General features: G+C 67.0%; 18 protein-coding genes. 4 read left to right on the top strand and 14 right to left on the bottom strand.

All coding sequences use genetic code 11. The features are described 5' to 3' along the window. Position 1: 1 nt before the first annotated feature. From LU699_RS12915 to LU699_RS12900, 4 genes are all read right to left on the bottom strand, one after another. Positions 2-1,492, bottom strand: a complete 1,491-nt coding sequence (locus tag LU699_RS12915) for an alanine/glycine:cation symporter family protein (protein WP_232137252.1) — start codon at positions 1,490-1,492, stop codon at positions 2-4. A gap of 111 nt (positions 1,493-1,603) precedes the next feature. Then, on the bottom strand, positions 1,604-2,161 hold the full coding sequence (locus LU699_RS12910) for a GNAT family N-acetyltransferase (protein WP_232137253.1): 558 nt from the start codon (positions 2,159-2,161) through the stop codon (positions 1,604-1,606). Then, complete coding sequence (locus LU699_RS12905) at positions 2,154-5,291, bottom strand: efflux RND transporter permease subunit (protein WP_232580196.1); 3,138 nt, start codon at positions 5,289-5,291, stop codon at positions 2,154-2,156. The genes LU699_RS12910 and LU699_RS12905 overlap by 8 nt, the downstream gene beginning before the upstream one ends. Further along, positions 5,288-6,406 carry an efflux RND transporter periplasmic adaptor subunit gene (locus tag LU699_RS12900; RefSeq protein WP_232137255.1) on the bottom strand — a complete coding sequence of 373 codons (1,119 nt, stop codon included), beginning with the start codon at positions 6,404-6,406 and terminating at the stop codon, positions 5,288-5,290. Before LU699_RS12900 ends, LU699_RS12905 begins: the two co-directional genes overlap by 4 nt. Before the next feature lie 172 nt (positions 6,407-6,578). Between LU699_RS12900 and cysK the strand changes: the two genes are divergently transcribed. Further along, positions 6,579-7,538 carry a cysteine synthase A gene (gene cysK / locus LU699_RS12895; protein ID WP_232137256.1) on the top strand — a complete coding sequence of 320 codons (960 nt, stop codon included), beginning with the start codon at positions 6,579-6,581 and terminating at the stop codon, positions 7,536-7,538. Between the two features lie 65 nt (positions 7,539-7,603). On the opposite strand, the gene LU699_RS12890 is transcribed toward cysK, so the two are convergent. Further along, positions 7,604-8,086: a hypothetical protein gene (locus LU699_RS12890; RefSeq protein WP_232137257.1), complete on the bottom strand. Its 483-nt coding sequence runs from the start codon at positions 8,084-8,086 to the stop codon at positions 7,604-7,606. A 98-nt stretch (positions 8,087-8,184) separates the two neighbouring features. Here LU699_RS12890 and LU699_RS12885 point away from each other — a divergent pair, with 98 nt between their 5' ends. Next, complete coding sequence (locus LU699_RS12885) at positions 8,185-8,703, top strand: O-acetyl-ADP-ribose deacetylase (protein ID WP_232137258.1); 519 nt, start codon at positions 8,185-8,187, stop codon at positions 8,701-8,703. Between the two features lie 61 nt (positions 8,704-8,764). Here LU699_RS12885 and LU699_RS12880 read toward each other — a convergent pair whose 3' ends face one another. The 8 genes from LU699_RS12880 to gap all read right to left on the bottom strand — a co-directional run bounded on the left by LU699_RS12880 (position 8,765) and on the right by gap (position 18,977). Further along, on the bottom strand, positions 8,765-9,769 hold the full coding sequence (locus LU699_RS12880) for a class I fructose-bisphosphate aldolase (protein ID WP_232137259.1): 1,005 nt from the start codon (positions 9,767-9,769) through the stop codon (positions 8,765-8,767). Positions 9,770-9,879: 110 nt separating this feature from the next. Further along, a complete protein-coding gene (gene pyk / locus LU699_RS12875; RefSeq protein ID WP_232137260.1) occupies positions 9,880-11,370 on the bottom strand; it encodes a pyruvate kinase in 1,491 nt (496 codons plus the stop codon). A gap of 91 nt (positions 11,371-11,461) precedes the next feature. Next, complete coding sequence (locus LU699_RS12870) at positions 11,462-11,680, bottom strand: DUF6289 family protein (protein WP_232137261.1); 219 nt, start codon at positions 11,678-11,680, stop codon at positions 11,462-11,464. A gap of 153 nt (positions 11,681-11,833) precedes the next feature. Next, on the bottom strand, positions 11,834-12,475 hold the full coding sequence (locus tag LU699_RS12865; protein WP_232137262.1) for an HAD-IA family hydrolase: 642 nt from the start codon (positions 12,473-12,475) through the stop codon (positions 11,834-11,836). Further along, positions 12,472-13,647: a phosphoglycerate kinase gene (locus LU699_RS12860; RefSeq protein ID WP_232137263.1), complete on the bottom strand. Its 1,176-nt coding sequence runs from the start codon at positions 13,645-13,647 to the stop codon at positions 12,472-12,474. The genes LU699_RS12865 and LU699_RS12860 overlap by 4 nt, the downstream gene beginning before the upstream one ends. A 134-nt stretch (positions 13,648-13,781) precedes the next feature. After that, positions 13,782-15,146 carry a DUF3999 family protein gene (locus LU699_RS12855; RefSeq protein WP_232137265.1) on the bottom strand — a complete coding sequence of 455 codons (1,365 nt, stop codon included), beginning with the start codon at positions 15,144-15,146 and terminating at the stop codon, positions 13,782-13,784. Next, a complete protein-coding gene (locus tag LU699_RS12850; protein ID WP_232580195.1) occupies positions 15,143-17,857 on the bottom strand; it encodes a DUF2339 domain-containing protein in 2,715 nt (904 codons plus the stop codon). Before LU699_RS12850 ends, LU699_RS12855 begins: the two co-directional genes overlap by 4 nt. 115 nt (positions 17,858-17,972) lie before the next feature. Then, on the bottom strand, positions 17,973-18,977 hold the full coding sequence (gene gap / locus LU699_RS12845; protein ID WP_232137269.1) for a type I glyceraldehyde-3-phosphate dehydrogenase: 1,005 nt from the start codon (positions 18,975-18,977) through the stop codon (positions 17,973-17,975). Between the two features lie 1,210 nt (positions 18,978-20,187). On the opposite strand from gap, the gene LU699_RS12840 reads away from it, so the two are divergent. Both LU699_RS12840 and LU699_RS12835 read left to right on the top strand, forming a co-directional pair. Further along, on the top strand, positions 20,188-20,496 hold the full coding sequence (locus LU699_RS12840) for a hypothetical protein (protein ID WP_232137271.1): 309 nt from the start codon (positions 20,188-20,190) through the stop codon (positions 20,494-20,496). A gap of 27 nt (positions 20,497-20,523) precedes the next feature. Then, complete coding sequence (locus tag LU699_RS12835) at positions 20,524-21,255, top strand: hypothetical protein (protein ID WP_232137274.1); 732 nt, start codon at positions 20,524-20,526, stop codon at positions 21,253-21,255. A 658-nt stretch (positions 21,256-21,913) separates the two neighbouring features. Here the strand turns inward: LU699_RS12835 and LU699_RS12830 are convergent. Next, the gene (locus LU699_RS12830; RefSeq protein ID WP_232137276.1) at positions 21,914-22,348 is read right to left on the bottom strand and encodes a hypothetical protein; all 435 of its coding nucleotides are present in this window, start codon (positions 22,346-22,348) and stop codon (positions 21,914-21,916) included. Positions 22,349-22,582 lie beyond the last annotated feature (234 nt).

The raw sequence follows: 22,582 nt of genomic DNA, 5'->3' as shown, positions 1-22,582 counted from the left end.
ATCAGGGAGCCTTGCGCCAGAAATCGGCGTTGCGGATGCCGAGCTTGTCGGGATCGAAGATCGGGTCGAGACCCTGCTTCTTCTGCGTCTCGTAATCGCGCAATGCGAGCATGGCGGGTTTCTGCAGGATCAGGATCGCGACGATGTTGAGCCAGGCCATCAGGCCGACGCCGATGTCGCCGAGCATCCACGCCATCTCCGCGCTGCGCACCGCGCCGAAGATCACCATGCCGAGAATCGCGAGGCGCAGCAGCAGCGTGCGCGTCGGACGGGCGACGTGGTTGTTGAGGTAGGTGAGGTTGGTTTCGGCCATGTAGTAATAGGCCATGATCGTGGTGAACGCGAAGAAGAACAGCGCCACCGCAACCATTGCCGCGCCCCAGCCCGGCAGGATCGATTCGATGCCCGCCTGGGCGAAGCCCGAGCCCGCTTCCACGCCAGGCAGTGCCTGATGCAGCACGGTGCCGTCGGGCATGATCACGTTGTACATGCCGGTCGCCAGGATCAGGAACGCGGTCGCGGTGCAGACCAGCATCGTGTCGAAATAGATTGCCCACGCCTGCACGTAACCCTGCTTGGCCGGGTGCGAGACCTCGGCCGCGGCGGCCGCATGTGGGCCGGTGCCCTGGCCGGCCTCGTTGGCGTAGATGCCGCGCTTGACGCCCCACTCGATCGCCAGGCCCAGCATCGCGCCAAAGCCGGCGTGCACGCCGAACGCGCTCTCGAAGATGATGCGGAACATCGTCGGCACGAAGTCGTAGTTGATGATCATCACCGCGACCGCGATGAAGATGTAGGCCATCGCCATCACCGGCACGACCAGTTCGGCGAATGCGGCGATGCGCTTGACGCCGCCGAAGATGATCACCGACAGCATCAGCGCCACGGTGATGCCGATGCCGGCCTTGAGCGCGGTGCGCGCCTCCATGCCCATCCACTGGCCGGACAGGTCACCGCAGACCGAGGTACCCACGCAGGCGTTGGCGATGCTGTCGGCGATCGCATTCGCCTGCACACCCGGCATCAGCAGACCGGCGGCGATCAGCGTCGCGAACGCGAACGCCAGCGCGTACCACTTCAGGCCCATGGCCTTTTCGATGTAGTACGCCGGGCCGCCGCGATAGCGTCCTTCGCTGTCCTTTTCCTTGTAGATCTGCGCCAGCGTGCACTCGACGAACGAGGTCGAGGCGCCGAGGAACCCCATCACCCACATCCAGAACACCGCGCCCGGGCCGCCGAAGGCGATCGCCGTCGCGACACCCGCGATGTTGCCGATGCCGATCCGGCCGGCCATCGACATCGCCAGTGCCTGGAACGAGGACACGCCCGCATTCGAGCTCTTGCCGCTGAAGGTCAGCCGGGTCATCTCGACAAAGCCGCGGACCTGCATGAAACGGGTGCGGAATGAAAACCAGAGGCCCGCACCGAGGCACAGCGCGATCAGCGCCTTGCTCCAGATCAGCCCGTTCAATGCACTGAGTAAGGTATCCACGTGGCGCGATGCTCCGGTCGGGTGGCTGTCGCGATCCCCATCGCAACTGGCGGACACGATACCCGGATTTCCGCGCTGCGTGCCGCGCCATGACCGCTTTTCGCGGGCGGATCAGTCGATCGCGGCCTCGCGCAGCAAGCCGAAGACGCGCAGATCGTGCAGACCATCAGGTTTGCGGATCGCGCCGCGCAGCAGGCCTTCCTCGACGAAACCATTGGCCTGCAGCACCCGCGCCGAGGCCGGATTGATGTCGAGCACATTCGCCTGCAAGCGCGTCAGCGACAGCGCGTCCATCACCCAAGGCAGGTACAGCGCGACGACCTGGCGCATCACGCCGCGGTTCCAGTGCGCGCGGCCGAGCCAGTAGCCTAGTTCCGCCGAGTGCGCGCGCTCGCCGCCGGCGACATGGCGCACGCCGATGCTGCCGCACGCCGCGCCGTCGATCTCGATCGCCAGCACCGGCAGCGACAGATCGACCACGCGCCCGGCGAGGAAGGCCTCGCCGTCGGCGCGTGTATAGGGATGCGGGAAACGGTCGCTCAGGCCGCGGACGATCGCAGGATCGTCCGCGTGGTGCAGCAGCGCGTCGAGATCATTGGCGCGCCAGCGACGGAGCACGAAGCCCGCACCATCAAGGCGCACCGCATCCCAGCGCGCGGCGTCAGGCATGGCCGCTGACCACGGGCGTCTCGTCTTCCAGGCGCTCGAGTTCGTGCGCCAGTGCCTCCGGCGAACGCGTGAACGGCGCGAGCAGCGCATAGAACGCCGGCACGACGAACAGCGACAGCAGCGTCGAGAACGCGACGCCGAAGATCACCACGATGCCGATCGTCGCGCGGCTCGCCGAACCCGGGCCGCCGGCCACGACCAGCGGGATCGCACCCATGATCGTCGCCGCCGAGGTCATCAAGATCGGACGCAGACGCACCGCCGAGGCTTCGGCGATCGCCTCGCGCACGGTGCGGCCGTCATCGCGCAGCTGGTTGGCGAACTCGACGATCAGGATGCCGTTCTTCGCCGCCAGGCCGATCAGCATCACGATGCCGATCTGGCTGAAGAGATTCAGCGTTCCCCCGGTCGCCCACAGGCCGAGCAGCGCGCCGAGCACCGCCAGCGGCACGGTCAGCATGATCGACAGCGGATGGATGAAGCTCTCGAACTGCGCGGCCAGCACCAGATAGACGATCAGCAACGCCATCGCGAAGGTCAGCAGCACCGCGCCGCCGGCTTCCTGGAATTCGCGGCTCTCACCCTTCCAGTCGACCTGCGCGTAGTCCGGCAGTTCCTCGGCCGCGACCTCGTTGGTCCACGCGATCGCCTCGCTCATCGTGTAGCCCGGCGCGAGACCGGCGGCGATGGTGATCGAACGCAGACGGTTGAAGCGGTTGAAGCTGCCGGGCTCGGCGATCTCGCTGAGCGTCACCAGGTTCGACAGCGGCACCAGCGTGTCATCGCGACCGCGCACGAAGGTGCCGGTGAGATCGGAAGGCGACATGCGGCGGTCACGATCGGCCTGCAGCAGCACGTCGTATTCCTCGCCGTTGTCGACGAAGGTCGTGACCTGGCGCTGGCCCATCATGGTTTCCAGCGTGCGGCCGATCTCCTGTACCGAGACGCCGAGGTCGGACGCGCGCGCGCGATCGATGTCGACGCGCATCTGCGGACGCGTTTCCTTGTAGTCGGAATCCGGATCCTGGATACCCGGGTTCTCGCGCATCCGCGCCAGCATGCGGTCGCGCCACTGCGCGATCTCCGCGTATTCCGGGCCGCCGAGTACGAGCTGGTAGCGCTGGCCGCGGCCACCGACCAGACCACCGGGCACGTTGGCGCGCGCCTGCACGCCCGGCAGTTCGGCCAGCTGACCGCGCAACTGTTCGACGACGGACGCGGTGCTGACATCGCGCGTGCGCCAGTCCTGCAGGAACACCACGATCTGTCCGGTGTGCATGTCCTCGCTGCCGCCCCAGCCGCGCGGCACGCGCGAGTTGGCACGTTCGATCGGCTGGTCGTCGCCGACGAGCGGCGCGAAGATCCGCTCGACCTGCTGCATCTGCGCAACCGTGTAGTCGTAGCCCGCGCCTTCCGGACCATCGACGCCGATGAAGAAGCGGCCACGGTCTTCAGCCGGCGACAGCTCGCTGGGCACGCGCCAGTACAGCAGCACTGCGGCCACGGCACAGATCGCCATCGCGCCCGTCACCACCAGCAACAGGCGAGCGCCCGACAGCGCCACCAGGCTGCCGACGCGCCGGCCGTACCCGTTGGACAGGCGCGTGAGGTGACGGTTGGTCCACGCGTTGAAGCCGGTCTTCTTGTGGCTCTGCGGACGCACGAGCTTGGAGCACATCATCGGCGTCAGTGTCAGCGCGATGAACGCCGACAGCGCGACCGCGCCGGCCAGTGCGACCGACAGCTCGCGGAACAAGCGTCCCGAGTTGCCTTCCATGAAACCGACAGGTAGGAACACCGCGACCAGCACCGCGGTCGTCGCGATCACCGCGAACGCGACCTGCGCGGTGCCGCGTTTGGCCGCGACCAGTGGCGGTTCGCCGAGATCGGCACGGCGCTGCACGTTCTCCAGCACGATGATCGCGTCGTCGACGACGAGGCCGATACACAGCACCAGCGCGAGCAGGGTCAGCAGGTTGATCGAGAAGCCGAAGGCGTACAGCGCGATGAAGGCCGCGACCAGACACACCGGCACGGTGATCGCCGGAATCAGCGCGGCGCGCAGGCTGCCGAGGAACAGCCAGATGACGACGAACACCAGGCCCATCGCTTCGGCCAGCGTCCAGTACACGCGACTGATCGCCGCATCGATGAAGACCGTGTTGTCGGCAGCGACGAAGATCTCGGTGCCTTCGGGCAGCGTCTGCTGGATGCGCTCGGCCTCGGCGCGCGCGGCGTGGGCCACGTCGAGCGCGTTTGCGATCGAGGTGCGCACGATGCCGAGACCGACGTTGGGCACCGAGTTGCTGCGCATGTAGGAACGGCGCTCGGCCGTGCCCAGTTCGATCCGGGCCACGTCGCCCATGCGGATCACGTAGCCATCTTCGCCACGGCGCAGCGGAATCGTCGCGAACTGTTCGGGCTCGCGATAGCCGCGCTCCACGCGCAGGGTGAAGTCGCGCGTTTCCGACTCGACGCGGCCGGCCGGCAGTTCGACGTTCTCGTTGCGCAGTGCGGTTTCGACATCGTTGGCGGTGATGCCGCGCGCCGCCATCGAATCGCGGTCGAGCCAGATGCGCATCGAGTAGCGCTGCGCGCCGCTGAGCTGCACGCGGGCCACGCCGTCGAGCGAGGACAGACGGTCGACGACGTAACGGTCGGCGTAGTCGCTCAGCTCCATGGTGTCCATCACCGTGGAGCGCATGTTGAGCCACATGATCGGGTCGGCGTCGGCCTCGACCTTGGAGATCTCCGGCGGATCGGCCTCGATCGGCATGCGGTCCATGACGCGACTGATCGCGTCGCGCACGTCGTTGGCAGCCGCCTCGATGTCGCGGTTGAGATTGAATTCGATGGTGACGTCGGAGCGGCCGTTGCGGCTGCGCGACTCGATGGTGCGGATGCCCTCGATACCGGCCAGCGCATCCTCGAGAATCTGCGTGATGCGGGTCTCGACGACCGCGGCCGATGCGCCGGGATAGCTGACGTCGACCGAGACGATCGGCGGGTCGACGTTCGGCAGTTCGCGCACCGTCAGGCGCATGAACGCCATGATGCCGAGCACGACCAGCAGCAGGCTGATGACGGCCGCGAACACCGGCCGCTTGATCGAGAGATCGGACAGCTTCACTGCGTGTCACCCGCCGGTGCGGCCTCGTCGGCCTGCTGCGCTTTCGCTTCCTGCACCGTGCCCTCGGTGATCTGCATGCCGGGGCGCAGCTTGCCGGTGCCGTCGACGACGATGCGCGTGTTCGGCTCCAGACCGTCGAGGATCTCGACCAGCCCTTCCGCGCGCACGCCGACCGTCACCGGTGCCTGCTCGACGGTCTCGTCCTCGCGCACGCGATACACGAAGGTGTCGCGGCCGACCTGGATCACCGCGATCTCCGGAATCATCAGCGCCTCGCGCGCCGCCTGCTGCAGGCGCACCTGCACCAGCATGCCGGGGCGCAGTTCGCGATCCGTATTCTCGAACGCGCCGCGCACGGTCACCGCGCGCGATTGGGGATCGATGCGCGCATCGACCGTCTGCACCACGCCTTCGAAATCGCGGCCCGGGAACGAGGCCACACGGCCGAACAGGCGCTGGCCGTTGACCACGCGCGACAGCTGCGTCTCGGGCACCGGGAAATCGACATAGACCGCGCCGATGTCGTCGAGCGTGGCGATCGGCGTGCCCGGCGTGACCAGTGCGCCCGGGCTGACCTGGCGCAGACCCAGCACGCCGGCGAACGGCGCGCGGATGGTGCGGTCGCTGATGTTGGCCCGCATCTCGGCGACATTGGCGCGCGCCGAATCGCGGTTCGCACGCAAGGTGTCGACGGACGCGCGCGCGATCAGCTGGCTGTCGACCAGCTCGGCGCCGCGGCGGAACTGGCTGTCGGCATCGATCGCCGCCGCCTCGGCCGCCTGCAAGGTGGCCTGCTGCTGGTTGCCGCTGAGCGTGATCAGCGGCGCGCCGGCCGCGACCTCGTCGCCGCTGTCGAAGTGCACGCGCTGCACGATCTCGCTGACCTTGGCGGTCACGGTGATCGACTCGCGCGCATTCACGGTACCCAGCGCGGTGACGCTGTCGTTCCATTGCCGCGGCGCGGCGACGGTCGTCGTCACCGGCACGGGCGCGGCAGCGGCCTGGCCGGACGGTCCGGCCTCGCCCCCGCCGCATGCGGACAGCACGAGAGCGGCGGTCAGGCCAAGGGCGCGCGACAGAAACGCGGGGCGGACGGAGACATGCGACTGGGACAAGGGACGCTACCGGGACAGAAAACCGCCCGATCTTACCCGGTGGTCCGTGACACCGACCGTGCCATCGGATGGGCATGAAAAAACAGCGTTCCACGTCAACCGCTGGCGGCCTCGTGCGTTATGGCCCAGTCTGGTCCGACCGCGCTCAGCGCCCGTGTCGAGGCACCCCCCCATGGCCCTGTACGACAACATCCTCCAGACCATCGGCAATACGCCGGTCGTGCGTCTGCACCGCATCGCCCCGCCGAACGTCGAACTCTACGCCAAGGTCGAATCGTTCAACCCCGGTGGCTCGGTCAAGGACCGCCTCGCGCTGGCGATCATTCTCGATGCCGAACAGCGCGGCCTGCTTAAGCCGGGCGATACCGTCGTCGAAGCGACGTCGGGCAATACCGGCGTGGCGCTGGCGATGGTCTGCGCGGCGCGCGGCTACAAGTTCGTCGCGACGATGGTCGAGACCTTTTCGATCGAACGCCGCAAGCTGATGCGTGCTTATGGCGCCAAGGTGATCCTGACCCCCGCCGCCGAACGCGGCAGCGGCATGGTGAAGCGCGCGAAGGCGCTGGCCGAGGAACACGGCTGGTTCTGGGCCAGCCAGTTTGAGAATCCCGCCAATCCGGCGTATCACCGGCAGACCACGGCCGCCGAGATCCTGCGCGATTTCGCCGGCCGTCGGCTCGACCATTTCGTCACCGGCTGGGGCACGGGCGGCACGCTGACCGGCGTGGGCGAAGTGCTGAAGGTCGCGCGCCCTGAAGTGAAGGTCACCGCCTGCGAACCGGCCGGCGCCGCGCTGCTGCAGGGCAAGGAATGGGCACCACACAAGATCCAGGGTTGGACGCCGGACTTCATCCCTGCGGTGTTGAACCGAGACATCGCGACACAGGTGATCTCGATCGATGACGGCCTGTCGATCGAGACTGCACGCCGGCTCGCCGCCGAGGAAGGCATCTTCGTCGGCATTTCCGCTGGCGCGACCGCGGCGGCTGCACTCGAAGTGGCGAAGACCGCCAAGGACGGCGACGTGATCCTGATGATGCTGCCCGACACCGGCGAGCGCTACTTCTCCACGCCGCTGTTCGCCGACGTCAACGAAGGCTCCGACGACGACTGGTTGGCCGGTCTGCCCTGACGGCTCTATGCATCGGCGCATGCATTTGCGTGCGCCGATGCGTCCGACGTACCCGGGCTGACGGCTCAGCCCAGCCAGATCGCCAGGCCACCGCCGACGATCACCAGCGCGAGCACCCAACCGAGCCAGCCGAACTGGCCGCTGTCGCCGCGCACCACGGTTTCCTGGCGTGCCTCGCGCATCAATGACGAGCTGTGCTTCGCGATCGCGTCGCGTGCCGCTTGGTCGCTCAGTCCCGGCTTGACCTCGCGCAGACGCTTCGCGGCGTCGACGATGTTGCCGGTTGCGAGCTTCGCGGCGACTTCGCTGGGCAGCGTGCCGCTCGACGGGGGCGCGGCGCCGCCCGCGGGCCGGAACCGGTCATCGGGATCGAGCGCATCCGACGGGTTTTCCGCCAGGCGCTGCACCGCATCGCGCGCGTCGGCGAGCTTCAGCCCGGGATTCGCGTCGCGCAACTGCTTGATCGCCTCGATGGCGCTGCCGCGCCGCAACGCGTCATGGACCGCGAGCGGCACGTGCAGGCGTGTGGACCGGGAAACGACGCTCATCGGTGACCTCGGCGATCGGAAATGCCGGACCAGCCTAATCGCCACCTCCGCGCGAAAGACTCACCCGGTCTCCACGCCACGGCGCCGTGCCTGCCTGCATGCCGATTCTCGAAGCCCGTCAGGCCGACATCACCCGCGTCGACGCCGATGCGATCGTCAACGCCGCGAACGAAACCCTGCTCGGTGGCGGCGGTGTCGACGGCGCGATCCATCGTGCTGCCGGGCCTGGCCTGCTGCAGGCGTGCCGCGCTTTGCCGGAAGTACGTCCCGGCGTGCGCTGTCCGACCGGCGAAGCGCGGATCACGCCGGGCTTCGGATTGCCTGCGCAATCGGTGATCCACACCGTCGGCCCGGTATGGCGCGGCGGCGATGCCGGCGAAGCCGAGGCGCTCGCGGCTTGCTATCGCAACGGCCTCGCGCTCGCGGCAGCGCACGGTCTGCAGCGCATCGCGTTTCCGGCGATCAGCTGCGGCGTCTACGGCTATCCGATCGATCAAGCGGTGTCGATAGCCGTCGACACCGTGCGCGCGTGGTCCGGTGCATCGCCGACGCAGGTGCTGTTCTGCTGCCACGACGCCCCGATGCTCGCGCGTTACGAGGCCGCACTGGCGGATTGAAGGTCGCACACGAAAACGCCGGCACGAGGCCGGCGTTTCCAGAAGCTAGCCAGTGTCGAGATCAGCCGTCGAACTTGCCCTGCGCGGCCAGACCGTTGTCGCGCGCGCGTGCGTAGACGGTGTCTTGCGCCTTGCGCACATTGCCATTGAGATCCTGCGACCACAGCTTCAGCGCAGCCTGCTGCATCGCGCGGCCGTAGGAGAACGACAGCGGCCACGGATTCGGACCGAGGCGGTTCATCGCATCGAGATGCGCGGTGGCCAGTTCGTCGGACTGGCCGCCCGACAGGAACACGATGCCCGGCAGGATCGCCGGCACCGACGACTTCAGGCACATCAGGGTCGCTTCGGCGACCTCTTCAATGTCCGCCTCTTTCTCGCAGTCCTTGCCCGGCAGCACCATTGACGCCTTGAGGATCGTGCCTTCGAGCATGACGTTCTGGCTGTACAGCGCATCGAACAGCCCGCGCAGCACGACCTCGGTGACTTCGTACGACGTCTGGATGTCGTGGTCGCCTTCTAGCAGCACTTCCGGCTCGACCATCGGCACCAGGCCCTGCTCCTGGCAGAGCGCCGCGTAGCGCGCGAGCGCATGCGCGTTGACGTCGATGCAGGTGCCTGACGGCATGTCCTCGCCGATCGTGATCACCGCACGCCACTTGGCGAAGCGCGCGCCGAGCTTGTAGTACTCCTCGAGGCGCGCGCGCAGGCCGTCGAGGCCTTCGGTCACCAGCTCGCCGGGGAAGCCCGCCAGCGCGTGCGTGCCCTTGTCGACCTTGATGCCCGGGATGATGCCGTGCTGCGACAGGTACTTCGCGAACGGCACGCCGGCCTTGGTCGACTGGCGCAGGGTCTCGTCGAACAGGATCGCGCCGCTGATGTGCTCCGACAGCTTCGGCGTGGTGAGCAGCAGCTCGCGGTAAGCGCGACGGTTCTCTTCGTTGTTCGGAATGCCGACCTGCTCGAAGCGCTTGCCGATCGTGCCCGTCGACTCGTCGATCGCGATGATGCCCTTGCCCTTCGCCACCATGGCCTGGGCGGTTTCGGCAAGCTGTTCGATGCTCATGACGGGGTTCCGGGATCGCGGCGGGAAAGGGCCGCGATTATAGCCCGCGCATCGGCCAGGCTTCCGGAGACATCGTGTCGCTGGCGCAGCCAGCGCGCGCAAACCGGGCGTTACAGCTCGCCCAGCCCCTCGGCGCGGCCGTCGACGCCGACCTGCAGCAGGCGCAGCGTGTTCGTGGCGCCGTGGGTTTCCATGTGCTCACCGCTGGTGAACACGACGCGCTGTCCGGGGCCGAGCAGGCCCGCTTCGACCAGCAGGCGCACGCTGCCGCGCGCGGCTTCTCGCGGGGTCTGGCCGCGGCTGTCGTAGTTGAACGGGAACACGTCGCGCATCAGCGACATGCGCCGGCGCGCGCCATCGTGGCGGGCGAAGGCATAGATCGACGCACCGCCGCGGAAACGCGACAGGTAACGCACGGTGCCGCCCGATTCGGTCATCGCGACGATCGCGCCGACACCGACGTGCTCGGACAGGAACATCGCCGCCATCGCGATCGCGTGGTCGGCGCGTTCCAGATTGCGCGGTGCCTTCTCGAAATCGGTGTCGTGGGCGAACTGGCGCTCGGCGCCGACGCAGATGCGCGCCATCGCTTCGACCGCGCGCACCGGATACGCGCCGGCGGCCGTCTCGGCCGACAGCATCACCGCATCGGTGCCGTCGATGACCGAGTTGGCGACGTCCAGCACTTCGGCGCGCGTCGGCATCGGGCTTTCGACCATCGACTGCAGCATCTGCGTCGCGGTGATCACCACCTTGTTGCGGGCCAGTGACTCGCGAATGATCTTCTTCTGCAGGCCCGGCAGCTCGGCATCGCCGATCTCGACCCCGAGATCGCCACGCGCGACCATCACCACATCACTGGCGTCGATGATCTCGGTGAGGTTGTCGATCGCCTCGGTGCGCTCGATCTTCGACACCAGCGCGGCATCGCTGCCGTGCGAGCGTGCGATCGAACGCGCCTCTTCCATGTCGGCAGCGTTGCGGCAGAACGACACCGCGATGAAGTCGACGCCGATGTCGGCAGCGACCTTGATCAGCTGGCGGTCGTGATCGGTCAGCGCGCCGAGCGACAGGCCGCCGCCCTGCTTGTTGAGTCCCTTGCGGTTCGACAGCACGCCGTCATTGAGCACGGTGGTGACGATGCGCGCGCCTTCGACGGCGGTGACCTGCAGCTGCATCAGGCCATCGTCGAGCAGCAGCACGTCGCCGGCTTCCACGTCGCCCGGCAGGCCGAGATAGCTGACGCCGACTTCTTCGACGGTGCCCGGAGGCGCCGCGGGATCGGCGACCAGATCGAAGCGCGCGCCGGCGCGCAGCTGCACCTTGCCGTCGACAAACTTCTCGATGCGGATCTTCGGGCCCGGCAGGTCGGCGAGGATGCCGATCTCGACGCCGGCGCGATCGGCCGCGGCGCGTACGGCTTCGGCGCGCACCTGCTGCGAGGCAGGATCGCCATGCGAGAAGTTGAGGCGGACGGCGTTGACGCCGGCGGCGATGAGCGCATCGAGGACCCCGGGCGCGTCGGTCGCGGGGCCCAGCGTGGCGAGGATACGGGTGCGGCGACGGTGCGCCGGAACGGAAGGCAGGTCGGTCGTGGTCATGGCGCCAAGTCTAATGTCCACCGGTGGTCAGCCGCACGTTGCACGGCAACATGAAAACGGCGCACCCGTGTCGGCGCGCCGTTCTCGAAGCTTACTGCGAAACCCCGCAGCCGGCGCGGACGACCACGTTGTCGGTCACCTCGCCCCAGGCCTGGTTCGGCACGCAGCCGAACGTCGCCTCGCCGACCAGCACACCGGCATCGTCGTAATACATTTCTGCGCCGGGAAATCCGTTCGCGCCGGCGATGCCGGCACCGGCCAGCAGACAGGTGGCCAGAATGCCGAGGCCCCATCGGGTCCGTGTCTTCATGGTGCTGCCCTCCACTTCGCGGCAAATCGCCGCCGCCTCACCCTCGCAGTGAAGCGGTAGTGGCAGGTTGGCGAAGCGTTAAAGCACGCGGGCCAGCGCGCGTTTCCGGCGCCGGGTCTCGCAGTGAACGCGACCCGTGCACGGTGCTGTCGCTCAACCCAGTGCGGCCAGCAGCGCAGCAGGCGATTCGACGACGACATCCGCGCCCGCGGCGCGCAGCTCATCCGCAGCGCCGAAGCCCCACAGCACGCCGATGCCGCGCATGCCGTGCTGGCGCGCGCCTTCCATGTCGTAGCGACGGTCGCCGATCATCGTGGCGTCCGTTGCGGTCAGCGCGAGACGCGACAGCGCCTCGGCGATCAGTTCGCGCTTGTACCGACGCGTGCCGTCGTCGCTGGCGCCGACCACGGTTTCGAATGCCGCGCCGAACGGCAGCGCATCGAGGATGCGTCGCGCGAAGCCTTCGTTCTTCGAAGTGACGACCGCCAGCCGGTGACCGGCGGCCTGCAGCGTTGCGATCGTTTCGGGGATGTCGGCGTACACCGAATGCTCACGCCAGCCACGCGCGTCGTAGCGTTCGCGATACAGCGCGACCGCCTGTTCGGCACGCGTACGATCGCCGTCGAACAGCGCCTCGTAACTGTCGCGCAGCGGCGGACCGATCCACGGCAGCAGCGCCTCGCGTGACAGCGGCGGATGCCCCAGCGCATCGAGCGTGTGCGCGATGCCGCCGAGGATGCCTGGCTCCGAATCGATCAGGGTGCCGTCGAGATCGAAGAACAGCGCCTGCGTCATGCGCCGCGGGCGTCGAGCGCCGCGACCGCCGGCAGCGTCTTGCCTTCGAGGAATTCCAGGAACGCGCCGCCACCTGTGGAGATGTAGGACACGTCATCGGCGATGCCGTACTTGTCGACTGCCGCCAGCGTGTCGCCGCCACCGGCGATCGAGAACGCCTTCGACGACGCGATCGCGCGCGCCAGTGCTTCAGTGCCCTTGCCGAACGCGTCGAACTCGAACACGCCGACCGGACCATTCCAGACCACGGTGCCCGCGTCGGCGATCATCGCGGCGTAGCGCTTCGCGGTGTCCGGGCCGATGTCGAGGATCATGTCGTCGGCCTCGACCGCATCCACCGCCTTGACCGTCGCCGGCGCATCGGCCGCGAACGCAGGCGCGACGACGACGTCGGTCGGCACCGGAATGTCGGCGCCGCGTGCCTTGGCGTCAGCCATGACCTGCTTCGCGGTGTCGAGCAGATCGGTCTCGACCAGCGACTTGCCGACGCTGTGACCCAGTGCTGCGATGAAGGTGTTGGCGATGCCGCCACCCACGATCAGCTGGTCCACCTTGCCGACCAGCGACGACAGCAGTTCGAGCTTGGTCGAGACCTTGCTGCCCGCAACGATCGCCAGCAGCGGACGCGCCGGCGCGTCGAGCGCCTTGGCCAGCGCGTCGAGTTCGGCCATCAGCAGCGGGCCACCGGCGGCGGTCGCAGCATGGCGAATCACGCCGTGCGTCGAGGCCTGCGCGCGGTGCGCGGTGCCGAATGCATCCATGACGAACACGTCGCAGAGCGCCGCGTACCTCTTCGACAGCGCCTCGTCATCAGCCTTCTCGCCGACATTCATGCGGCAGTTTTCCAGCAGCACCAGCTGGCCCGGCGCGACGTCGACACCGTCCACCCAGTCGCGCACCAGCGGCACGTCGATACCGAGCAGCTCGGATAGACGCGCGGCCACCGGCGCCAGCGAGTCGGCCTCGCTCCAGCTGCCTTCCTTCGGACGCCCCAGATGCGAAGTCACCATGACCGCCGCGCCCTGCGCCAGTGCGGCCTTCAGCGTCGGCAGCGACGCGGTGATGCGCTGGTCGGAGGTGATCGTGCCGCCGTCGACGGGGACGTTGAGATCCTGCCGGATCAGCACGCGCTTGCCGGAAAGGTCGAGGTCGGTCATGCGGACGATGGTCATGGCGCTGGGCTCGCTGTATTCGGAAGGAGAACGCGTGTGCGTCAGCCGTCCATTGTCAGCGGTGTAGACGTGGACAGGCAAACCCGGCGCGAATCATTCCGGCAGGCGCGCTCGCGCGTGGTCGCCTCGCGATCTCAACGCGGCTTCGGCGCCTTCAGCAGACTCAGCGCGAAGCCGCCGACCAGCAGCACGCCCAGCACCAGCACGCCCCACAGCAGCCAGGTGCCCCAATCGCGCGGCGGCGTGTCGTCGAGTGCGGCTGGACCGGCGAGTTCCGTCCGCGCGCCGAGCGTCGCGACGGCCGGTGCCCAGCGACCGCCATTGCGCGCTAGTAGATCCGCCAGCAATGGCGCCACCGCGGCATCGACGCGTTTGGCGCGGCCACTGCCCGCGCGCAGCGAGAACGGCGCGGCGCCCTCGGCGACGAACACCAGACGCTCCGGCCGATAGCCGAGTCGCAGCACGGGCGCCGCGCCGGCAGCGGGTGCATCCGGCACCAGACGCCACTGGCGCTCGCGCACGGCCACATCGAGCGCGAGCGGTGGCGTGCGGGAACCCGCATCCGCGCCGACCCGGTAGACCAGCCAGTCGTCGGCGATCGTGCGCCACGGGGCGGCGTCGTTCTCACGCACCGACAGCGTCCAGCGCGCGGTCGTATTGCCGTCGAGGCCGAGATCCACATGCGTCACCGGCACGCGCGCATCGAGATGGAACACGACGCCCCCCTCGGCATCGGCCGGTCCGGCCGGATCGAGCGCGCGCCACTGCAGCGCGGGCGCATCGGACACCGCCGGCGATTCGCCAGTCACCGACACGATTGCCGGCATCACACCGGCGCCGGCACCCGGCGAAAGACGCAGATAGCGCATGCGCACCGGCGTATCGAACACGATCCGCCGCTCGACCAGTCTCTCTTCGCCGCGACGCAGATCGAGCAGACGACCGCCTGCGGACAACGGCTGCCAGTCGCGCAGATCCTCCGAACCTTCGACCCGCATCGTGCGCTCGAACGCCACGTCCGCGACGCCCCAGTCCAGCACCAGCGCCTGCAGCGGCAGTGCCGATGCGCTGGCATCCACCAGCAACGCGGCCGGCGGCGCGTCGCCCGGCGCGGGCCGCCACTGGATGCGACGCAGGCGACCGTCGGGATCGAGTTCGCTGATCGCGGCGATGTCGCTGCCCACGCGCGCGGCCGTTGCCGGCAGCGGGAACCAGGCCAGCGCCTGCGTCGTGCGGCGTGCCGCGGGCGCAGGTGCCGACTGCAGCAGCGCTGGCACCTGATTGCCATCTCCATTGACCACCACCAGATCGCGCAAGGCCGGCGACACCGTGGTCGCGTAGACCGCTTCGTCGAGTTCGACCTGGTAGGCGCCGGCATCGGACGACGGCAGGCTCAGCGGCCATTGCGCGACGAAGGCCTCATCGCCGGCGGCTGCGATCGCCACGCTGCAGAAGACACCGCCGACGAGGACGGCCAAGCATTTCAGAGTCCGATTCATGCGCCGGCCTCCTGTGCCGGTTCGAAAGTGGGGGTGCGCGGCGGCGCCGGCGCGAAGAAGCCGACGACCGTGCACAGCAGGCCATAGGCGATGAAGGACCCGATGCCCCACAGATTGCCGAGATGGCTGCGATCCACCAGCACCAGTTTGGCCAGCACGATCGCCATCAGCACCGCGCCCGCCAGCCACAACACGCGCTGACCACGGCGCGAGCCGATGACCCAGCCGAGCACGCCGAGCACGCTCCACACGATGGTCAGACTGGTCTGCGCCAGGCTGCTGTCGACGAGCGCCATGTTCCACGGCACGCCGCCCCAGTGATGCGCGCCACGCAGCGTGATCGCGGTAACCAGCAGAAACGCGCCGGCCGACAGCAGCGGTACGCGAGCGCGCAGCCCGACGAGTGTATCGCCGCTCCACAGCCAGCGCGCGATCAGCAGCAGCGCTGCGATCTGTGCAAGGTCGAGTGGATTGACGACTGCGATCCACGGCAGCGGCGTGGGATCGCCAGCGTCACGCAGCGCCACACACCACCAGAGCGCCAGCAGCACACAGCACGTCGTGCGGAACATCGCGCGCATCGGATCGAATGCCGCGCCGAGTGGATGCGTGAGCCACGGCCAGCGCAGCAGCGACACCGCAGTGATCACCAGCCAAGGCGCGACCGCGGCGACCAGCCACCAGCCATCGCCGCCACCGATCCGGTCGGACAGCTGCACCAGCAACAGCGACACCGCGAACGGCCACAGCAGCCACCAGACGAACTGCGCGGTACGGGCAAACCCGCTGTCGCCGACACGCAGGCACAACAGGCTGCGCACGCCGAGCGCAGCGAACACGAGCCACGCCCAGATGCCGTTTCCGGCGAACGGCTGCTGATGCGCTTCGGCCTGCAGGATCGCCAGCGGCAGCGCGGCAGCCAGTGCCAGGCATGCAGTGCCGGCAAGCAGCGGATCGAACACGCGCCGGTTGCGTTCGGCCGCCAGCCAGCCGGTGACCGCGGCCAGCACCAGCCACGCATCGGGGACATCGCGGGCGGGCAGTACGCGCTGCAGTTCGAAGACCCATGCACCGAGCCACCAGAGCATCGCCCAGATGTAAGCGATGCGCGCGGCTGCGACCGCGCCCGCACGCGAATACGCCCAGGCGATCGCGAATCCGGCGATGACGAACAACATCGCGCCGACGAACAGGCCGTGCACGAACGGTGTGTCGTCGATCGTCGTGTTGCCGGCCGCGAACACATATGCGACCAGCGCCGCGACCTGCAGCGCGATGCCCGACCAGCGCGGCAGACGCCGCTGCTGCCGCAGGCCCAGCCACACCAGCGCCGCACCTTCGAGCGCGAACACGCTGGCGGTGGCCTGCGCCGACAGCGCCAGCGGCACCGCCAGCGTCGCGAAGCCCGCGGCCAGCAAGGCGTAGCACTGCTGCAGCACCTCGAAGCGACCGCCGCGACGCAGCCACCACGACAGGCCGGCGTACACCGCGGCGAGACCGAGTGCACACAGGGCCAGCGTGGTCGTGTCGTCGCGCATCAGCCCCGACTGCAGCGAGAACGCGATCAACGGCGTGCCGAACACGAGGCAGCCATCGATCAGATCGCGACGCCCCATCGGCCGGCGCCGCGCGTGCAGCAGGGGCACCGCCAGATAGATCGCGAAGAACAACGCGAGGAACGCCTGCGCGGACGCGTAGTCGGTAGCATCGTAATCGAGCACGCCCCAGAGCGTGCCGATGCCGAAGGTGAAGACGAAGCCCAGCAGATTGAGCAGACGCCAGGCGCGGAACCACGCGATGGCGACGATCGCCGCATTGAGCACCGCGTAGTAACCGAACAGCGCGACGTGGTTGCCGCTGCCGGTCGACAGCCAGACCGGCGCGAGGAAGCCGGCCAGCACCGCGAACACCGCCAGCGCCATCGCACCCTGCAACACCGCCAGCGCACCGGCGCCGAACACCAGCGCCACACTTGCGGCGAACGCGAACTCCATCGGCACCAGCCCGAACATCCGCGATGCGGCGAATACCACCAGCAGCAGGATGCCGATCATCCCGCCCTGCAGGCTCAGCGCGAATGTGCGGTGACTGTCACGACGTATCCAGCCGAAGACCAATCCGGCGACTGCAGCAACAGATACGCCGACCAGGCGCAGCGACACCGGCACCTGCAGCAGGCCCTCGTCACTCGCGTACTTGAGCAACGCGGCGACGCCGGCGAACAGCACCAGCATGCCGATCTTCACCGGCACGTTGCCGGAGGTGAACCACTGCCGGACCAGACGCAGGCCGCGCTCGAACACGTCCGGTCCTGCCGGCGCAGCCGGTGCAGCGCGCGGGGCATCGGACGGCATCGGACGCACGGGGTCCGCATCGCGCCAGGTCTCGCGCGGCGGCGTGGGCGGCAACGGCGGCGGGCCAGCGGCGGGTGCAGGCGATGCGGGGCGTATCGGTTCCGTGACCGGCTTCGGCGCAGCTGCAGGAGGCTCGACGGGCGCGGCCACCGAAACTGCGGGCGCTGCGCGTGAGGCCACCGAAGGCGCCGGCGCTGCTGGCATCGCCCGACCGGCGATCTCCGCGCGCAGCCGTTCGCTGAGGTCTTCAAGATCGGCCACGCGGCGGCGCAAGCCGAACAGCATGACCAGTCCGACGATCAGCAGAACAGGCACCGTCAGCAGCGCGAGCCCGATCAGTACGACGAGTTCTTCCATGGCACCCCCCCCGCGGCGCCGGAGGGCGCGCCCGGCCACCTTACGCGGCGAACTCCCGAAAACAAGAAGCCCCGCATGTGCGGGGCTTCGGGTATCGCGTCGCGAGACTGCGCGGTTACTTGGCCGCGACCACGCGGACCATCTCCAGACACTTGTTGGAATAGCCCCACTCGTTGTCGTACCAGCTGACCAGCTTGACGAAGGTCGGGTCGAGTGCGATGCCGGCCTCGGCGTCGAACACGGAGGTGCAGGTCTCGCCGCGGAAGTCGGTGGCGACCACCTTGTCCTCGGTGTAGCCCAGGATGCCCTTGAGCGCGCCTTCGCTCTGCGCCTTCATTTCGGCGCAGATCTCTTCGTAGCTGGCCGGCTTGTCGAGTTCGACCACCAGATCGACCACCGACACGTCGGACGTCGGCACGCGGAAGCTCATGCCGGTGAGCTTCTTGTTGAGCTCCGGGATCACCACGCCGACGGCCTTGGCCGCGCCGGTTGACGACGGAATGATGTTCTCGAGGATTCCGCGGCCGCCGCGCCAGTCCTTGTTGCTCGGGCCGTCGACGGTCTTCTGCGTCGCGGTGGCCGCGTGCACGGTGGTCATCAGACCGCGCTTGATGCCCCACTTGTCGTGCATGACCTTGGCGATCGGCGCCAGGCAGTTGGTGGTGCACGAGGCATTGGAGATGATCGCCTCGCCCGCGTAGGTCTTGTCGTTGACGCCGAACACGAACATCGGCGTGTCGTCCTTCGACGGCGCCGACAGGATCACCTTCTTCGCGCCCGCATCGATGTGCTTCTGCGCGGTGTCCTTGGTCAGGAACAGGCCGGTCGACTCGATGACGACGTCGGCGCCCACTTCGTCCCACTTCAGGTTGGCCGGGTCGCGTTCCTGGGTCAGGCGGATCTGCTTGCCGTTGACCAGCAGCGTGTTGCCCTCGACCGACACCGTGCCCTTGAAGCGGCCGTGCACCGAGTCGTAGGACAGCATGTAGGCCAGGTAGTCTGGCTCCAGCAGATCGTTGATCGCGACGATCTCGATGTCGCCGTCGAAGTTCTCCACTGCCGAACGCAGCACGTTGCGGCCGATGCGGCCGAAGCCGTTGATGCCTACCTTGATCGCCATGAATCCGGACTCCTGCAGCCGCGCGCACGCGGCAAAAGTGGGAAAGACGTGGCCGCGCGGCGCGTGGGCGCCAGCCCGGACAGCGCTGCACAGTCTATCAGCCGCGCCGAACCCGAGCCCCGTGCCAGCCCCGCGCGGCGTGCGCAATGATCCCGATCAAGGAGTTCGCGGCAGGAGGCAGGAGCACTGCCGGCATCACACGCCGACCGGAAACGCGCGACGCTGCCCCTCGCCCTGATCGCCCTCGCTGGCCTGACGCCGCCCAGTCGGCCGGCAACTGGGCCGACGCCCTCGGCGTCTCTCACGCGACCCGACAGAGGAGACGTACGTAGTCTGGGTGGGAAGCATGTCGGTTTGCGAGGCTTTACCTTGCGGTGGGATCGCTAGCAATAGCGAGGCAAGACGTTTTGAGGGTCGCAGTTGCAAAGACTTTGATTGAACACCGATTTTTCCGATCAGAACGCCCAGGTATATGTAAACGCTAGTAGACCTAGGCTATTGCTAGTGCAAAAGTTTGGTCCACAAGCGCATCTGGTCATCAAAACTTGGTGTGGATGATTCCTTGCAGTTTGGCGTGCACGAACGAATTGAGCGGTTGCCACGCAGAAGACTTGAATTCGTCGAGCGAGACAAAAAAACTAGTTAAATCAGAGAAGTCCATGACCATCTCAATTGATCCGAACAAGCTGAGAGTGACCGCGGAGCGACTGGAGCGAGTCCTGCTTCTTCACAAGAGCAAACGAATAGTTCAAAGCTTGCTAACGGGGCTTGGTGATCTGACTCTAGTCGCAAAGGCTGGCCGAGTTCTCGAACCTTTTACCGATGTTCCCTGCCACCGCGCTTTCGCAGAAGGGGTTTTTGCTGATCTAAAAAACCCAAGCCTCGAGGACGTATACGTTGCGTTTGCGATTGAGTTGAAGGGTGGACTTTCGGATACGGATCGCCAAAATCTTGAGAGGCTCGAGCAGATGCGACCGTACGAAGGCGTGACTCTTCCAATCAGTCTCCCTAGTGCAGCCAGACCGACTTCTAACGGGCGCTGGTAGATTGCACCTGCTCCGCCGCCAGCTCGCATGTTCGGACGGGCACGGAAGTGGAGCGAGAACGGAGCTCAAGCATGCCCCCCAGATCGCTTAACCCTTATGGACTCAGCGCATTGCCGCTGCTATTGCTGTTATCTGCTGTCCTACCCGCATGCACAGGAGCAAGGATGAATCCCGTCTACACGCAGTCGATGGTCGAGCCAATCACCGTTGAGAAGCGCTCGGAAAAGGAAATTTCGTTCCGCTACAAGGTCCGACCTGAGAGTAGTCACTACTCCGGCGGCGTTGATTTTGAGCGTGTCGACGATGCGCTCCGCATTGTCATCAGCCGCTGCGCTGTGGGATCTCCGTGCGAGCCAATGGCGAAGTCAGTGATCCCCCTGGACGATAGCTGGCAGGCGGAAGTGCACCTTCCCTTTGATGCCGCGCGCGTCGTCGTTTTGCATGCCGATGGCGAAAAGCAGGTCTATCCCTAATCACCTTGCGCAAGAAGGAAGACACGGATGTCTGATCAAGACCAAAGGCCGAGTGACCGTGCCGTTTTGGGTATCCATACGAATACGGAGCCAGGCTCGCCTCTGCTCGATGGACACGCTTGGCTGACGATCACGCGAAGTGGTAAGACCGAGGCCTACGGCTTATGGCCGGCGGACCATCCGCGCTTCAGTCAGGAGGCGGCGCCCCCAACCGACGTGCGCCGCGGCATCGAGAATGGTTTTGAGGCGACCGCGAGTCGCTATTACGCGTTAACACCTGATCAGCTCAAGACGTTCGAAGCGGCGACCCGTGAAAAGGTCACTTGGGCATACACCAACACCTGCGCCTCCTGGGCTAGCGACACGGCCCACCGCGTGACGGGAGAGCGCGTCAGCGCCTCTGAGCTCGTGGGCCTGACCGATACGCCAAGACAGATGCGCGAGAGTATCGATGCGCTTGAAAAACAGCGCAGAACTACCCAAGACGCGCCGCACCAACCGACTGAAGCCCAAGACCATGGATCGTCATCTCGCTCTCTCTCAACGAGTGACAAACGCGACCCGCAAGTCGAGCAGCTCTTGGCTTCCGCCGGAGATCCAGAGCGTATGAGAACTGCGATTGAAGCGCTGCAGGAATCTGCCCGCGGGCAAGCATTCGCGATGGATGCTTCGGCACACGCGGCGCAGCTGACTCATGCCGAGCAGGCTCAGGGAGATCTTGAGCGCGCACGTGGTGAAATGTCGCAGCAACACGCCTAAACGAGTTGCCTCGGGCCTGCGGACAGGCTGAGCTGCCTACGAACAACGCGACCTGAAAAGTTAGCCGTCAGACACTTTTCGATCCAAGGCTGCGCTAAGAGCAGTGCGCGCTCAGAGAGTCTCGCCCTTAGATAGTCCGCCACGCATGTGCCGTCCGCGCGCGCCATGTCGCTAAGCTTCCCGCCGCACAGATCCAGCGCTTTGTCGGTGTCCTGCCACCCATCCGCGCACTCGGTATTGGTCTCCGCACCGACCCGTCCGCAGATCTGCGTAGCGACTGCACTTGTTTCCGAGATAGTCCTCGCGATGAGCTTCCCCTCGTAGCTCTGACCACTGGCCACGTATGACCAAGTGCCGCAGATGCGTTCACCGCGCTGGACCAGGACATAGCGACTGCACTCATCAGAAGACGCAGCGCCTTCACACGACTCCCAGACTCCACTGAAGGGAGCACTCTCAGGGGCTGCTGCCGGCGAGGTCTGCGCGGACGCCGGGGGCACAGCAGTGTCTCTAACCTGGTGACCCCCAGCGCTCTGGTCCGCGCTTAGGCCGCCGCAGGCCGAAAGCGCAAGGATCGCAACGACGCAAGCTAATCGCATACCTGTATTCCCTCTTAGACCACGATCACAACGCCATCGCCACACGAGCTCTGTCGGACTCAGCAGCCACACTTGCCAACACCCTCATAGCTGCGCACTCCAGCGGAGTCAGAAATCTTGACCCGCGCGCGAACGTCGAAGTATTCGCAGCCGTCCTCAGCGTCCTTCGGGCATGTTGAACGCCCGGGCGAATAGTCCACGCGGGCGGTTCCGCCAGGAAACTGGAAGTCCTCGGTCCACGAGTCCCCTTCCCCATAACCGAAATGGTTGTTCCAGGGTTTGGTGGACTGCGCCAACACCTCTCTCTTTCCCAAATCGAATTTGAGAGGCGACCCTTCGGCGAGCTCGTGGAAAAAGTGCGTGCTCAGATTGGCTGGGCAGCGCATATTTGGCACAGCGACCCGGCAGCCGCAGCCGTCTGTATAGACGCAGCTTAGCGGCTGCGCTGTGCGGTCTGAGGGCCAAGCGGTTGACGTCGCAAGCAGCAGCGCCATCCAGATCGTTCCGCGCGTCATGCCTGCTCTCGCGAATGGGAGTGGGTATGCCTTGAACAGCCTCGGGAGTAGGCGACGACTGGGTGAGCGAGTGGCGGTGGAGAGCCAACTGCGCCTATGCGCCAAGCCTTGGCGATCTGATGAACATGACGAGACCCCTTTCGGGGTCTCGGACGTCGGCGCTTTCTTGGAGATTTTGGCCTCCGCCCCCCGCTCACGGGTGAAATGGCCTGG

The sequence above is a fragment of the Luteimonas fraxinea genome (assembly GCF_021233355.1).
Taxonomy (GTDB): domain Bacteria; phylum Pseudomonadota; class Gammaproteobacteria; order Xanthomonadales; family Xanthomonadaceae; genus Luteimonas; species Luteimonas fraxinea.
This window is presented reverse-complemented; position numbering and strand designations above follow the sequence as displayed.